Genomic DNA, 15,663 nt, shown 5'->3' with positions numbered 1-15,663 from the left:
GTGTCTGAGGGAAGATTTTCCCCTTCCCGACCGCGTAACCATTCGTCCGGAAACCGCGCGCACCTGTCAGATCTGACAGGTGACAAACATTGCTGATTAGCGTCACCTGTCGCCATGGCATTTTCCTATTCAGCCTGGAGTTGGCGATGACCAGCACCCGCACGATTGACCCCTTTGCACTGCCCCTTCCGAAAGCACCCAAGATGATCCCCCTCGTCCCTGCCAGTGAGGGAGTCCACGGTGGCGTTGCCTTCGACGACGCGAGTGAGGAAGAGGGATTTCAGATACTCATGCTGGCGTATGACAACCAATCAGAAAACGACAAAATCACGCTTTGGTTGAACGATGAAAAGGCGGATGACACCACCATTGCCAAAGGCAAGGAGCGTGACAACACGCCACTTTACATTCCGCCGGAATGGTTTCAAAAAGGCCTGAACAAAATCAAGTTCAGCGTCAAACGTACTTCCGGCAACTGCGATTTCACCGATGAACTCATCCTGCTTCACCGCACCTCGCCACCCGGCGACACGCCCCCGGTCCTGAACCTCAGCGTCAGCCACTCCAGCATCGGCCCCGAGCAAGCGAACAAGGTTTCGGTCACGGTCAACTACAAGAACATGAATTGGTACGACACGATTTCTATTTATTGTAATGGCGCGCGTGTCACCCACACATTGACACCAGACAGCACGTCTCCCCTACCGCCGGTTCCGCAAAGCGTGGTGATCCCGATCCCTAAAGAGAAGCTGGAACAAGGCGGCGACGATTCCGACTTCGAATTCAAATTCCGCGTGGTCGACTATCTGACCAATCCGTCCGGCCCTCCGACCTGGTCGGATGTAGTGACGGTGGACGTGCATTTGAATCGCCTCACGTTGCCCGCCCCAACCGTCAAGGGCCAGACCGGCAACAACTTCAGCCCGACCCAACCGGAAGTCCGGGTGCTGGTGCCGCAGGGTTCGCTGCTGCCTGACGATAAGCTGAACGTAATCTGGCAAGGCGCAGCCGAGACACCGGCTGCGGGCACCTACACCAGCCCTCAACGGCTTGTCAGCGCCGGTCTGGAAATCGCGGTGCCGCGATCAGTCCTGGCTTACAGCCTTGGCAAACCGGTGACCGTCATCTATGTCATCGAACATAATGGCGCCTCCAGTAATTCCCTGCCGCTGTCTCTGAACATCCTGACGCTACCGGCGACGGCGCTGATCCCGCCGAAGATCGTCGAGGCCGATGCCAACAACGTCCTGGACGTGAACGCGTTGGGCAGCAAAAACGCGACCCTTCACGGGTTGCTCCACACACTGATCGAGGCGGGCCAACAGGTCTGGATGAGCCTGGAAGGTCAGAAGGCCGACGCCAGCCCTCACAACCTGACAATCTGGAACGGCGGAGACGCCAATGTCAATGCGACGTGGGTCAGCCAGGGCTTCTGGCCCGCAGCACTGGCCAACAGTTACCTCAAAGAACTCGGGCACGGCACCACGCTGAAAATCAAGTACAAGGTGTCGATGGACAAGAGCGACAACCCGGCAACGGCCACGGTGTTTCCGGATCGAACTTACAGCATCAAGTCGATAGAGCTAGTGGTGCCGACGCTGGTGAATGTGCTGGATGCGAGCAATAAAGAAGTGCCGGAGGGCACGTCCACCATCAGCACCACGCTGAAACTCAAAGGCAAGGCCAGCAAAGGCCAGACCGTCGAGATTTTTGATGGCAACGGTGCGTCTGCCGTGTCCAAAGGGACTGCGCCCGCCCATGAAACAACAGGCGAATGGGAGAAAACCATCGCCGTACCAGAGGGTAGTCGCCGGTTGTATGCAAAGGCACTGTATGCCGTAAGCCCGGTGTATTCGAATGTTCGGTTACTGACCGTTATAGCCGCCACCGCACCGACGATCACCTCGGTCAAAGGCTCGCCGAGCGGCGTGGAAATCCCACCCGGCGGCACCACCGCGGAAACAGCCGTGACTCTGACCGGCAGTGCCGCCAAGGGCCAAAAAGTCGATATCCTCGATGGGATCACGTCCAAAGGTCAACCCGACACGGATCAAGCAACAGGGATCTGGACATTAACCGTTACAGGCCTGAGCGTAGCGGCGCACAGTTTTACCGCCAAGGCGTTGTATGGCGATGGTGCGACGTCGGCAACCCGGATGCTGATCGTTGTCGAACCGCTTTCAATCGACCCCTCACCGATGGTTTTGAATGGTGTCAAGCTTGTGCAATCATTTGGTTGGACTTCACGAGACGTAACCGGCAACTCGGACAGTCGCTATCCAGTCGGGGGAATTGGTCCTCACACCTACACCTCAGAGAATCCGGAGGTTGCAACCGTTGATAACAAGGGGTTAGTCAAAGGAATTAAAAATGGTGAGACTCGAATCATCGTGAGCAATGCTGCAGGAGGCGGTTCAATCGCTTACCCGGTACATGTCTCAAATATCTATCGAGTGGTCAAAAACGATGCATACCTAAGCGCTAACGAAGCAAAGGCTTGGCTAAACTCTGTAGGCGCGATCAACTATCCGAACCCTGTCATTGGGACTAATGCTGCTTTACCAGCATTCATTGCGAACTTTACCAACTATCAACAGCTCGTTCCGCTCAACCCCTCCAATGGACGGGACAAGTACCGTATGGTGGCGACGCACGACTTCTATGGCAACTTCCCTGTAGCAGGACTGGGCTTCGGGTTTAAGGACGATGTGAGTCTTGCATTCAAGTATGATCTCGGTCTGCCTAATTGGGCTCCTCTGGATCGAATACGCGTCTATGCATTGGTGCCAGAGAACGCGAAATGATGACGAAACTACCCAATCAAACGACGCAATCCTCAATCCCATGGTTTCGTGCAGTGCGATGTTTTTATCGGAGCCATGTAACACCGCCCACCTTGTGGGAGCGGGCGTGAATCGAAGATTATTCAGAAGGAACCGCCACCCCCACCCACCAGTCGCATGAATACGCACTCAGGATTCACAGGAGTCACCGTGTCCAGCGCCCCCAATCGTCACGTCGTCGACGATTCAGTCATCCATCGCCTGCGCGTGCTGACGGTCAATACCCACAAGGGTTTCACCGCACTCAACCGACGTTTCATTCTTCCGGAGTTGCGTGAAGCCGTACGCAGTACTTCGGCCGATCTGGTGTTTTTGCAGGAAGTGGTGGGTGAACACGAACGGCATTCGAACCGCTACAACGAATGGCCGCAAACCTCGCAATACGAATTTCTCGCCGACAGCATGTGGAGCGATTTCGCCTATGGGCGCAACGCGGTTTATCCCGATGGCCATCACGGCAATGCGCTGCTGTCCAAATACCCGATCCGCGAGTACCGCAACCTCGACGTGTCGATCACCGGCCCCGAGCGCCGTGGCTTGTTGCACTGCGTGCTGGATGTGCCGGGGCATGCCGAAGTCCATGCGGTCTGCGTGCATTTGAGTCTCCTGGAAAGCCATCGCCAATTGCAGTTGCAACTGCTCTGCCAGTTGCTTGAATCCTTGCCTGATGACGCGCCGGTGATCATCGCCGGAGACTTCAACGACTGGCAGCTTCACGGCAACGTCGCCCTCGCCCGGCGCGACTATTTGCACGAAGCCTTCGAGCGCCATCATGGCCGCCCTGCCAAAACCTATCCGGCGCGTTTTCCATTGCTGCGACTGGACCGGATCTACCTGCGCAACGCCAGCAGCCATGACCCGCAGATCCTCGGCAACAAGCCGTGGACGCACCTGTCGGATCACTTGCCGCTGGCCGTTGAAGTGCATCTGTAGCTGCCGAACGGACAAGCCTGCTTTTCGGCTCTGCGTGATGACTCACCTGGACGTTTCGCTCCGGGCGATTGTCGTAACTCACGCCCTTGGTATCCGGCTAATATTCGAAATATTGACAGCAACGGCTTATGCGGTGCGTTCGGCAATGTCGGAACCTGGATCAACCGAAAAACCGTCCGTCAACAATACATTCCCTCTGCATCGGGGTTTTCACTGCCGCGACCCACACAAACAACCACTTGGTTATATTCAAATAAACAAACAGTTACAAAACCTAAATAACACCGACCACTCATCGATCAATTTCTTGACGCATGCCTGTGGTTCTTCTTATCTCAACCTTACTACCCCCGGAATAACCCTCCGGGCCGAACCATCGGACACTCGCGAAATCGAGCGGCCATGGATCTGCCCGCTCCATTCGGTCGCCCCTCGTTCGGGGTAGGAGAGACGCCACATCGAGATGCCGCATGCGCTTGCAAGGTAGGCCTCCATGAGAACTTCAATCACCCCACGCGAGATCAAAATTACTTTCTGCACAGTCTCGAGTTTTCTCTTGCTGTGCTCATCCATGGAGGCGCAGGCAGCCCCTGCGGCGGATGAAGCGACACCGTGGTATCGAGAGAACGTCCCCGTCATCACATTGCCTGCGACGGTCATCACCCCGGACCGGCAACGGTTCAATCCCCTATCTGATCGGCAAATTGCGAGGCTGATCACCGAAGAACTCGCGCCAGGCGCCTGGGACCTGCTCTACGGACAAAGTGCCCGAAAGGCGCAAACCGATGTGGTGTCTTCGGGTTTCGCGATGCCCGGCGGCTCTGACTGGAAGGGCCCCGCCGTACTGACTCTGCAAAGCGGCGGCGGCCCTACGCAGAAAATCGGCCTGATGGGCGGTCCGAACCAGATTCAAGCCAATGGCAATGGGCAAATCATCAGCCGCGCCCTGGCCGACCCGACCACCGACACCCTCAACCTGCAAGGCCAACGCCTGGGGGCCTATTACAGCCTGATCGGTGCACGGGGATGGCACGTCGACTTGTCGGCCAGCGGTGGACGAGTCAGCGGATTCAGCCGCGATCAACGAGGTGCTCGGCAGGCCACAGAAGGCAGCGCCATGACGTTCTCGGTCGAAGGCGGTTTCCCGATTGGTTTGAATGAAAACTGGGTGATCGAACCCCAGGCGCAATTGGTCAACCAGCGCATCACCCTCGACACCCCCAACGCTGGCTCAGGCCACGCAACGTCCAAAGACCTCTCAGCCTGGAGCGGCCGCGTCGGAGCACGCTTGAAAGGTAGCTATCACTTGAGTGGTCTGCCGGTCGAGCCGTACCTGCGCACCAATCTCTGGCACACGGTCTATACCGGCAGCACGGTGACTCTGGATAAGGTCGACAAGATCAGCAGCAGCCGCAAATCATCGACCGTCGAGTTGGGACTGGGGCTGGTGGCTCGGGTGACGCCGGCGGTGAGCCTGTATGTGAGTGCCGATTACAGCAGTGATGTCGATGACAATGATTTGAATGGCTTGATTGGCAGCCTCGGCGTACGGATGCTTTGGTGAGGCTTCGGTTTCCCGGCGTCTGAGCTGACACCTTCGCGAGCAAGCCCGCTCCCACATCTGGAATGCATTCCTCTGTGGGAGCGGGCTTGCTCGCGAAGGCAGCGACTCGGTGTGGGATCAACCCTCAGGCTTGAGGATCAACACCGCCAGCGGCGGCAAATTCAGCTCCAGCGACAACGCCTGGCCATGGCTCGGTACTTCTTCGGTAAACGCCCCGCCACCGTTGCCATAGTTGGAACCGGCATAGGTATCAGCGTCGCTGTTGAGCAACTCGCTCCAACGCCCGGCGAACGGCACACCCACACGATAGGAATGACGCGGCACGGGGGTGAAGTTGGCCACCACCAGCACGGGCTTACCGTCCTTGCTCCAACGCAGCCAGGCATAAACGCTGTTGATCGCATCGTCGCCAATCAACCACTGGAAACCCTGCGGCGCGTCATCCTGATCGTGCAATGCCGGCTCTTCGCGATAGAGACGGTTGAGGTCGCCCACCAGTTTCTGCACGCCTTTGTGCTCGGAATACTGCAACAGATACCAATCAAGCTGTTGGTCGTGATTCCACTCGCGCCACTGGCCGAACTCGCAGCCCATGAACAGCAACTTCTTGCCAGGATGGGTCCACATGAAACTCAGATAAGCCCGCAGGTTGGCGAATTTCTGCCAGCGATCGCCGGGCATCTTGTCGATCAACGAGTGTTTGCCGTGGACCACTTCATCGTGGGAGATCGGCAGAATGAAACGCTCGGACCAGGCGTAGACCAGGCCGAAACTCAACTCATTGTGGTGATGGGCGCGGTACACCGGGTCCTGCTGAATGTAATGCAGCGAATCGTGCATCCAGCCCATGTTCCATTTGTAGGCAAAGCCCAGACCGCCCTGCTGCGTGCTCTGACTGACGCCCGGCCACGCCGTGGATTCCTCGGCGATTACCAGTGCACCCGGGGCCTCCAGGTCGACCACGTCGTTCAAGTGCCGCAGAAAATCGATGGCTTCAAGGTTTTCCCGCCCGCCATGCCGGTTCGGCACCCATTCGCCGGCCTTGCGCGAATAGTCGCGATAGAGCATCGAAGCCACCGCATCGACTCGCAGGCCATCGATGTGGAAATGCTTCAACCAATGCAGCGCCGACGCCAGCATGTAACCGTGTACTTCGGTGCGCCCGAGGTTGTAGATCAACGTGTCCCAATCCTGATGGAAACCCTCCAGCGGATTGCCGTACTCGTACAGCGCGGTGCCGTCAAATTGCGCCAGGCCGTGGGTATCGGTGGGGAAATGCGCCGGTACCCAATCGAGAATCACGCCGATATCGGCTTGGTGGCAGGCGTTGATGAACTCGGCGAATTGCTCCGGCGTGCCGTAACGGGCGCTCGGCGCAAATTGCGACAACAACTGATACCCCCAGGAACCACCGAACGGGTGCTCCATGATCGGCATCAACTCAATGTGGGTGAAACCCAGTTCCTTCACATACGGAATCAATCGCTCTGCCAATTCCGGCCAGGTGTACTGGCGCGCTACTTCACCCAGATCGTCCAGTTCACACTGCCAGGAACCGGCGTGCAGTTCATAAATAGACAGCGGCGCCGAATGTTGCTGCCGCTCGCGACGGCTGCTCATCCAGTCCTGATCCTGCCAGTCGACGTGCAGCGGCGCGGCGACTTTCGACGCGGTATCCGGCGGCAGGCTGGTGGCGAGCGCCATCGGGTCAGCCTTGAGCGGCAGAATCCCGTGAGTGCCAAGAATTTCGTATTTGTACAACTCCCCCGCTTGTAGGCGCGGGATGAATAACTCCCATACCCCGGACGGATGACGCAGGCGCATCGGGTGCCGGCGCCCGTCCCAGACGTTGAAGTCACCGACAACCGAGACCCGTCGGGCATTCGGCGCCCACACGGCAAACCGCACGCCGTCGACGCCATCCACGGTGGTCAGTTGCGCGCCGAGGCACGAACTGAGGTCGCGGTGATTGCCTTCGGCAAACAGATACAAATCCATTTCGCCCAGCAACTGACCGAAGCTGTAGGGGTCTTCCGCCACCTGCTCGCCACCGGCCCAACGGGTACGCAATTGATACGACCGCGCCTGATCGAAGTGGCCGACAAACAGCCCCGGCGTTTCAGTCTGCTCAAGCGCGCCGCGCTCTTGCCCGGTCTCTTTGTCCAGCACCGAAACATTCAACGCACCGGGCAGAAAAGCGCGAATGAATTGTCCGCCGGCGCCATCGCCGTGCGGGCCAAGAATGGAAAACGGATCGTGATGCTCAGCACGGACCAGGGCGTCGATGTCCTTCGCCGTGGGCAGCAATGCGTCTTTGACTTGACCCTGTTCCTTGTTCGAGAAACTCATGACTGCTCTCCACCAAGATCGGAAAAGGGTTTAAGCCCCGTCAATAACCCATACAAACCGTGCAACGGCACGGGCAGCCACGCGGGGCGATTTTCGGCTTCATAGGCCACTTCATAGGCCGCCTTCTCCAGGCCGAACAACGCCAGTGCGGCGTCGGCGCCTTCAGGATCTTGCCAAGCATGATCAAGACTAGCTGCCGCCCGGCGATATGCCTGAACAAATGCCTCTCGCGCCTCCTGCAAATAGCGATCCGCCACACGATGACGTGAGGCTTCGGATTCGGCGCTGTGGTCGACGTTGTGCACGTTGATGGTCATGGCTGCCGCGTAATCGAAAGAACGCAGCACACCGCTGACATCCTTGTACGGGCTGTGTTTGCCGCGACGTTCGCTCAATGGCCGTGCAGGTTCGCCCTCGAAGTCGATCAGAAAGGCATCGCCCTTGATCACCAGCACCTGACCCAAATGCAGGTCACCGTGGACACGGATCCGCAAACCGCCGACAGCTTTTTTCGCCAGATCCTGCACATGGGCAAGGATGGTTTTTTTCTCGTCGATCAGTCGTTTAACCCGCTTCTGATCCGCCGCGCTGAGTTCGCCCTGATGCTGTTTGAGCAGTTTCAGCGCCTGTTCGACCTGAGCGGCGACGTCCTTGCCGGTGGCCTGCATGTCCTTGGCCGTACTGATTTGCGGTGCAAAGTCGGGATTGTCGGTCGGCGCCGCCAGCACCTGATGCATTTCGCCCAGGCGCTGACCGAGCATCCCGGCAAAATCCTTCAACTCCCCCAAGGCGTTGTAATGCTGTTCCTGCTCGGACATGGCATCGGCCAGCTCATCGCGCAATGCTCGTTCGAGGTTGTTTTGCGTCCATTCCCACGCATCGCCCTGATTGCTCAGATAGCCTTGGGCGATCATCAACAGATTGTCTTCGCCCTGCGCATCATGGCGGATCACCGAGCCCAGCAGCGGGGAGATATTGGCAAATCCGGCAGCGGTCAGGTAAGCGCTCATCTCCAGTTCCGGGTGTACGCCAGAAGCGACTTTGCGGATCAGCTTAAGGACTACGCTGTTGCCAACGACCACCGAACTGTTTGATTGCTCGGCCGACAGATAACGCACCTCGGACTCACTGCCCAACCCCAGTTTCTCCAACAGCGGCGTTGGCGCGAAACGGATTTGACCGTCCGCCGATTCGAGCACCGTGTTGTTCTGCATACCCTGCAATACCGCGCGGATAAACGCTTCGAGACTGAATGCGTCTGTAATCAAACCGACCTGACGCACCCGACGCACGCGGGCCAATGCCAGTTGCTGAGGCAGCGCCGCGCCGACCTGATCCTCTGAGATAAAGCCAAACGGCAGTTGATAACGGTGGGTCTGGCCGCCGCTGGTGACTTCGATCTCGCTGAGCAGCACCGGATGCTCGGCGTCGCCGAACCGCACGCCGTAGGCCAGATGCACCTTGTCGGTGGCAGCATCCTTGCCGGCGAACCAACGGCGGTTTTGCAGCCAGCTCGGCAGAATGCCCTGCTCCAGGGTCGCGCGGGCTGGCGCCTCGAGCAGTTCCTCCATGCGTTTTTTCAACACCAGGGTGGTGAAATCCGGCAGGCTCTGCGCCGGTTCCACATGCCAGCTCGGCATCTGGTTTTCCGCCGCGAGGGCGAACCAGTAAAAACCGTACGGTGCCAGGGTCAGGAGGAAATTCAACTGACCGATGGGTGGGAAGGCGTTACCGCCGAGCATCTCCACCGGGACCATGCCGACGTAGGCCGACAAGTCGAGTTCCGCCGCCTGGGCGCTGCGCGACACGTTGGCCACGCAGAGAATGATTTCGTGTTTGCCATCGGCGTCGGTGAATTCGCGGGTATAAGCCAGAATCCGTCGGTTGCTCGGCGAGAGCATTTTCAACGTGCCACGGCCAAACGCTTTGGATTGCTTGCGCACGGCGAGCATGCGCCGCGTCCAGTTGAGCAACGAATGCGGGTCGCCGGCCTGAGTTTCGACGTTGACCGACAGATAGCCGTATTGCGGGTCCATGATCGGCGGCAACACCAGGCTGGCCGGGTCGGCGCGGGAGAATCCGCCGTTGCGGTCGATGGACCACTGCATGGGCGTGCGCACACCGTCGCGGTCGCCAAGATAGATGTTGTCGCCCATGCCGATTTCATCGCCGTAATACAGGGTCGGCGTGCCCGGCATCGACAGCAGCAGACTGTTGAGCAACTCGACGCGGCGACGGTCACGCTCCATCAACGGCGCCAGCCGCCGACGAATGCCGAGGTTGATCCGCGCCCGGCGATCAGCGGCGTAGTAGTTCCACAGGTAATCGCGCTCCTTGTCGGTGACCATCTCCAGCGTCAGCTCATCGTGGTTGCGCAGGAAAATCGCCCATTGGCAGTTGGCGGGGATTTCCGGGGTCTGGCGCAAAATATCGGTGATCGGGAAGCGATCTTCCTGAGCCAGCGCCATGTACATGCGCGGCATCAGCGGGAAGTGAAAGGCCATGTGGCATTCGTCGCCATTCAAGCCGTGCGCGTCGGTATCGCCAAAATACAACTGGGTGTCTTCCGGCCATTGGTTGGCTTCGGCCAGCAGCATGCGGTCGGGGTAATTGGCGTCGATCTCGGCGCGGATCTGCTTGAGGACGTCGTGGGTTTCCGGCAGGTTTTCGTTATTGGTGCCATCACGCTCGATCAGGTACGGAATCGCGTCGAGGCGCAGGCCGTCGATGCCCATGTCCAGCCAGTAGCGCATCACTGACAGCACGGCTTTCATCACTTGCGGATTATCGAAGTTCAGATCCGGCTGATGGGAATAAAAACGGTGCCAGAAGTATTGGCCGGCGACCGGGTCCCAGGTCCAGTTGGACTTTTCGGTGTCGAGAAAGATGATCCGCGTGCCGTCGTATTTCTGGTCGTCATCCGACCATACGTAAAAGTCCCGTGCGGCCGAGCCCGGTTTGGCTTTGCGCGCCCGTTGAAACCACGGATGCTGGTCGGAGGTGTGGTTGATGACCAGTTCGGTGATCACCCGCAAGCCACGCTTGTGCGCCTCGGCGATAAAGCGCTTGGCGTCGGCCATGGTCCCGTAATCGCTGTGCACGCCACGGTATTCGGCGATGTCGTAGCCGTCATCGCGACGCGGCGATGGATAGAACGGCAACAGCCATATGGTGTTGACGCCGAGTTCGGCGATGTAATCGAGTTTGGCGATCAGGCCGGGAAAGTCGCCGATACCGTCGTTGTTGGAGTCGAAAAACGATTTGACGTGAACTTGATAAATCACCGCGTCCTTGTACCAGAGCGGGTCTTTGATAAAGGTGGCAGCCTTGGGTTTCTTCGCCATGTGAAACTCCTGTTCGATTCAGGAAAACAAATTATTCCCTGTAGAAACTGGTCACTGTGGAAGCCGGCAAAGCAGCGCCCACATCTGATCTTCGCCAACCTCAGGAGGCGGTTATCCGCCAAATCCCGAACGGCTGGTACGCGGGGTCAATCCGCATGAACTGGTACTTGCCGTACCACTCCCAGCGATGCCCGCTCATCAAGTCTTCGCCATGGGTGGTCGCGTCGTCCGGCAGGCCCATCTCCCAAAGCGGCAGCTCGAAATTCGCTTCCTGCACGTTGTGCGGGTCAAGGCTGACCGCCACCAGAATGAAGTTGCGGCCGTCCGCGCTGCGTTTGCCGAAATACAGGATGTTGTCGTTCCAGGCGTTGTAGACCTTCAGGCCCAGGTGGGTGTGCAACGCCGGGTTTTGCCGGCGGATGCGGTTGAGCTGGGCGATCTCGGCAATGATGTTGCCGGGGGCGTTGAAATCGCGGACACGGATCTCGTACTTCTCCGAATCCAGATACTCCTCTTTGCCCGGTACCGGCGCCGCTTCGCACAGCTCGTACCCCGAATACATGCCCCAAAGGCCCGAGCCCATGGTCGCCAGCGCGGCGCGAATCAAGAACCCAGGCCGGCCCGAGTCATGCAGGAACGCCGGGTTGATATCCGGCGTGTTGACGAAAAAGTTCGGCCGGTAGCATTCGCGCCACGGCGACTCATTGAGTTCGGTGAAGTAAGCCGCCAGTTCTGCCTTGGAGTTGCGCCAAGTGAAATAGGTGTAGCTCTGGGTGTAACCGACCTTGCCCAACCGCGCCATCATCGCCGGCGTGGTGAACGCTTCCGCGAGGAAGATCACCTCCGGATGCAGCGCGCGCACATCAGCAATCAGCCATTGCCAGAACGGCAGCGGCTTGGTGTGCGGGTTGTCGACACGGAAGATCTTCACGCCCTCCTCGACCCAACCGACGATGATGTCACGCAGCTCAACCCAGAGGCTCGGTAGCGCGTCGGGCGCGTAAAAATCAACGTTGACGATGTCTTGATATTTTTTCGGTGGGTTTTCCGCGTATTTGATCGTGCCGTCCGGCCGCCAGTTGAACCAGCCCGGATGCTGTTTGAGCCAAGGGTGATCCTGGGAGCACTGGATGGCAAAATCGAGGGCGATCTCCAGCCCATGATCGGCGGCAGCCACCACCAGCCGACGGAAGTCTTCGCGGGTGCCCAGTTGCGAGTGAATGGCCTCGTGCCCCCCCTCTTCGCTGCCAATCGCGTAAGGGCTGCCAGGATCCTGCGGCCCGGCGCTCAGGGAATTGTTGCGGCCCTTGCGATGGGCGCGACCGATCGGGTGGATCGGTGTGAAATAGAGGACGTCGAAGCCCATGTCCTGAATCATCGGCAACCGCGCATGCACGTCATTAAAGGTGCCGTGACGGTCGGGATCATCGGTGATCGAGCGCGGAAACAACTCATACCAACTGGCAAACTCGGCCAGTTCGCGCTCGACATCCATGGGAAATTCGGCGCTCACGCTCAAATAGGCGCGGTGATCGGCCTGGGCCATCAAATGCGCACTGCGTGAGTGCAGAAACAGCGCAACCTGCTCGGTTTCGAGCAGGCCGGACAGTTCATGGTGCAGCGCCGCGAGTTGTTCGCTGAGCGCACCTTCACTGCGTCCGGCAGCCTGTTGCACCATGCTGCGGCCCTCTTGCAGCTCAAGTGAGACGGGCACCGCCGCGTTGTGTTTCTTCTCCAGTTCATACTGAAAACTGGCGAAATGGTCGATCCACGCTTCGATGCAATACACATAACGGCCCTGATCTTCCGGGCGGAAGCGGCCTTGCCAGCCGTTGTTGCCCAGCTCCGACATGACCTCGCTTTGCCACGTCTCTTTGCCTTCCTCGCGCCAGCGAATGCGCACCGCCAACTTGTCGTGACCGTCGGCGAATACCTTGCTGGTGACCTCCACATCGCGCCCGACAATGGATTTGACGGCAAATTGACCGCCATCGAGAGTCGGCATGGTGTTTTCAATGACGATGCGCGGCAGCAGCAAAGCTTGCGACAGCGGCATGTGCGGGTTGTAGTTCAGTTCAGAAGGTTTTTCAGCAGTCATTGAGCATCTCTCCTTAACGCCCCAAGGACGCTCTTGTGCCGGATCAGTGTTCACAACGAGGCACCTGCCCCGATATGAACTCACTTAAGTTCCGAGCGACCGGCGCCGGGAAAAGTTCACAGGGATTTGCCTGAGCAAAAAAGCGGATCGAATCCGCTGCGAGGTGGTCAACTCACTTAAGCACTTCTCACGCCATGTGCCACACGGAGGTCATCAGATGAGTATCCCGATTCCGGCCGAAACGCCTGATCCGAACATCGATAAACCCACTTTGCCCGAGACCGAGCCGCAGCCGATTCCCGATCAGGAACCGCCGGGCACGACGCCACCGCCCAGGGAGGAACCGCCAACGACCATGCCGCCAGTGATTGTTGCGCCTGATTGATGACGGTCCGTCATCGGTGATCCCTATCAAAGGGTTTTGCGATGCGTGGCATCACGTTGAAGAGCGCCGCCATGAGCAGGCGACCATTAATCGGTTGCGCAGAACGACCAGCAAAGCCTGCGCCCTAACCTTTCAGGCAACTCTGAAAAAGGACCGTCCCATGCCCGTTCGAATCGAAAACCAGACCTGTTTTTTCACCACTGAAAACGGCGAAGAAATCCGCCTGTGCGGCGACTTGACCGTGATCACCGACAGCGAGAAAGCCATGTCGGCCGTGGAGATCGAAGGCCAGCGCCTTTACCTCACCGAAGCAGAAGCCGACGCATTGACCGTTGCAGGCGCCAAGGACGGACGCAAGCATTTGAAGGCTGACGAGAGTGATTCGGTGATTTGACTGACCTTGATCAACACAGCGCGCAAACCCTTGAGATAGGGGTTTGCGCCTGCGCCTGCGGGCTGCTTCAAGTTGTCGCAGGCAGGCCGGCAAACACCATCTGATACGCTTTTTATTGAAATAGCTGAGTCTGTTATGCAAACAGATCGGCGCTCATAGTGCATCGGCCTGATGGAGGCTGATGAGCGAACGACCATGAGCGAACAAATCCCCGTCCGAACCGTAGAAGTTGAACCACCCCACATAAAAAGTGTGCCGGGTCGCCCAATGAAGGCGAGAAACAAGTCCAGCGATAACCAGATCCACACCCGCAGCTTCACCGGCCTGTTTCGAACCCTGCGCATGAGTGGCGCGGGGTTCCTGTTTTTGCTGTTTTTCGGCACCGTGTGGCTGAACTGGGGTGGGCGTCAGGCGGTTCTCTGGGACCTTGGCGAAAGCAAGTTCCACATCTTTGGCGCGACCTTTTGGCCGCAGGATTTCATCCTGCTGTCTGCCCTGCTGATCATTGCCGCGTTCGGCCTGTTCGCCATCACAGTGTTCGCCGGCCGCGTCTGGTGCGGTTACACCTGCCCGCAGAGTTCGTGGACCTGGATCTTCATGTGGTGCGAGAAGATCACCGAAGGCGAACGTAACCAGCGGATCAAGTTGCAAGCCGCGCCGTGGGGGCTGAACAAACTCGCCCGCCGCGCCGCCAAACACACGCTATGGCTGGCGATCAGCGTGATGACAGGCCTGACATTCGTCGGCTACTTCACCCCGATCCGACCGTTGGCCGAGGAGTTGCTGACCCTGCAAATCGGTGGCGTCAGTCTGTTCTGGGTACTGTTCTTCACCGCCGCCACCTACATCAACGCCGGCTGGCTGCGCGAAGCGGTGTGCATGCACATGTGCCCTTATGCGCGGTTCCAGAGTGTGATGTTCGACAAGGACACCCTGGCCATTTCCTACGACGTGGCCCGTGGTGAGAACCGTGGCCCGCGCAAACGCGACGTGAAACCGGCCGAGGCCGGGCTGGGCGATTGCATCGATTGCCAGTTGTGCGTGCAGGTCTGCCCGACCGGCATCGACATTCGCGACGGTTTACAGATGGAATGCATCGGTTGCGCGGCGTGTATCGACGCCTGTGATTCGATCATGGACAAAATGAACTACCCACGCGGATTGATCCGTTACAGTTCCGAGCGCGAATTGCAGGGTGGCAAGACCCACCTGCTGCGGCCACGGCTGATCGGCTACACCGTCGTGTTACTGCTGATGATCGGAGCGCTGGCCCTGGCGCTGGTCGAGCGGCCGATGGTGTCGCTGGACGTGACCAAGGATCGCGGCCTGTTCCGCGAAAACGGTCTGGGCCAGATCGAGAACATCTACACCCTCAAAGTCATCAACAAGACTCAACAGCGCCAGGACTACAACCTGAGCCTGGTGGACGGCGACGGCTTCCAGTTGCAAGGCAAGACCGAACTGAGCCTGGCCCCCGGCGAGATTGTCGATGTGCCGGTGTCGGTGGCCATGACCACGGAACGTCCGAGCAGCAGTTCACAGGCCCTGAGTTTCAAGATTGCCGACAGCGATGAACCTGAGGTTTACAGCGTGTCGAAGAGCAGGTTTGTGGCGCCGATGAATCGCTGATCCCTTAAACTGCGGCGCGGCCATTGGCGAGCAAGCCCGCCCTCACATTTGGAATGCATTCCTCTGTGGGAGCGGGCTTGCTCGCGAATGTAAGCAACGCGGTCTTCCAGAATGAAATCAATCC

The 15,663-nt window shown here is 58.6% G+C and carries 9 protein-coding genes; 6 read left to right on the top strand and 3 right to left on the bottom strand.

Features of this window, described 5'->3' with window-relative positions; translation table 11 throughout:
- Positions 1 to 146: 146 nt before the first annotated feature.
- The 3 genes from AACY11_RS21005 to AACY11_RS20995 all read left to right on the top strand — a co-directional run bounded on the left by AACY11_RS21005 (position 147) and on the right by AACY11_RS20995 (position 5,340).
- On the top strand, positions 147 to 2,804 hold the full coding sequence (locus tag AACY11_RS21005) for an Ig-like domain-containing protein (protein WP_339495643.1): 2,658 nt from the start codon (positions 147 to 149) through the stop codon (positions 2,802 to 2,804).
- 156 nt (positions 2,805 to 2,960) lie between these two features.
- A complete protein-coding gene (locus AACY11_RS21000) occupies positions 2,961 to 3,776 on the top strand; it encodes an endonuclease/exonuclease/phosphatase family protein (protein WP_339495642.1) in 816 nt (271 codons plus the stop codon).
- A gap of 493 nt (positions 3,777 to 4,269) precedes the next feature.
- Positions 4,270 to 5,340: an autotransporter outer membrane beta-barrel domain-containing protein gene (locus AACY11_RS20995; RefSeq protein WP_339495641.1), complete on the top strand. Its 1,071-nt coding sequence runs from the start codon at positions 4,270 to 4,272 to the stop codon at positions 5,338 to 5,340.
- Positions 5,341 to 5,457: 117 nt separating this feature from the next.
- Here AACY11_RS20995 and glgB read toward each other — a convergent pair whose 3' ends face one another.
- The 3 genes from glgB to AACY11_RS20980 form a co-directional block, all read right to left on the bottom strand.
- On the bottom strand, positions 5,458 to 7,689 hold the full coding sequence (gene glgB, locus AACY11_RS20990; RefSeq protein ID WP_339495640.1) for a 1,4-alpha-glucan branching protein GlgB: 2,232 nt from the start codon (positions 7,687 to 7,689) through the stop codon (positions 5,458 to 5,460).
- Positions 7,686 to 11,033: a maltose alpha-D-glucosyltransferase gene (gene treS / locus AACY11_RS20985; RefSeq protein ID WP_339495639.1), complete on the bottom strand. Its 3,348-nt coding sequence runs from the start codon at positions 11,031 to 11,033 to the stop codon at positions 7,686 to 7,688. The genes glgB and treS overlap by 4 nt, the downstream gene beginning before the upstream one ends.
- 100 nt (positions 11,034 to 11,133) lie before the next feature.
- Positions 11,134 to 13,131: an alpha-1,4-glucan--maltose-1-phosphate maltosyltransferase gene (locus AACY11_RS20980; protein ID WP_339495638.1), complete on the bottom strand. Its 1,998-nt coding sequence runs from the start codon at positions 13,129 to 13,131 to the stop codon at positions 11,134 to 11,136.
- A gap of 217 nt (positions 13,132 to 13,348) precedes the next feature.
- On the opposite strand from AACY11_RS20980, the gene AACY11_RS20975 reads away from it, so the two are divergent.
- The 3 genes from AACY11_RS20975 to ccoG all read left to right on the top strand — a co-directional run bounded on the left by AACY11_RS20975 (position 13,349) and on the right by ccoG (position 15,539).
- Positions 13,349 to 13,516, top strand: a complete 168-nt coding sequence (locus AACY11_RS20975) for a hypothetical protein (protein WP_339465803.1) — start codon at positions 13,349 to 13,351, stop codon at positions 13,514 to 13,516.
- A 160-nt stretch (positions 13,517 to 13,676) separates the two neighbouring features.
- Complete coding sequence (locus AACY11_RS20970; RefSeq protein ID WP_339465804.1) at positions 13,677 to 13,910, top strand: DUF3203 family protein; 234 nt, start codon at positions 13,677 to 13,679, stop codon at positions 13,908 to 13,910.
- Positions 13,911 to 14,105: 195 nt separating this feature from the next.
- Positions 14,106 to 15,539 carry a cytochrome c oxidase accessory protein CcoG gene (gene ccoG / locus AACY11_RS20965; protein ID WP_339495637.1) on the top strand — a complete coding sequence of 478 codons (1,434 nt, stop codon included), beginning with the start codon at positions 14,106 to 14,108 and terminating at the stop codon, positions 15,537 to 15,539.
- The last annotated feature ends 124 nt before the right edge of the window (positions 15,540 to 15,663 follow it).

It is taken from the genome of Pseudomonas sp. RA_105y_Pfl2_P56 (genome assembly GCF_963970845.1).
Taxonomy (GTDB): Bacteria; Pseudomonadota; Gammaproteobacteria; order Pseudomonadales; family Pseudomonadaceae; genus Aquipseudomonas; species Aquipseudomonas baetica_A.
The sequence above is the reverse complement of the archived record's forward strand: the minus strand, read 5'-3'. Positions and strand labels throughout refer to the sequence as shown.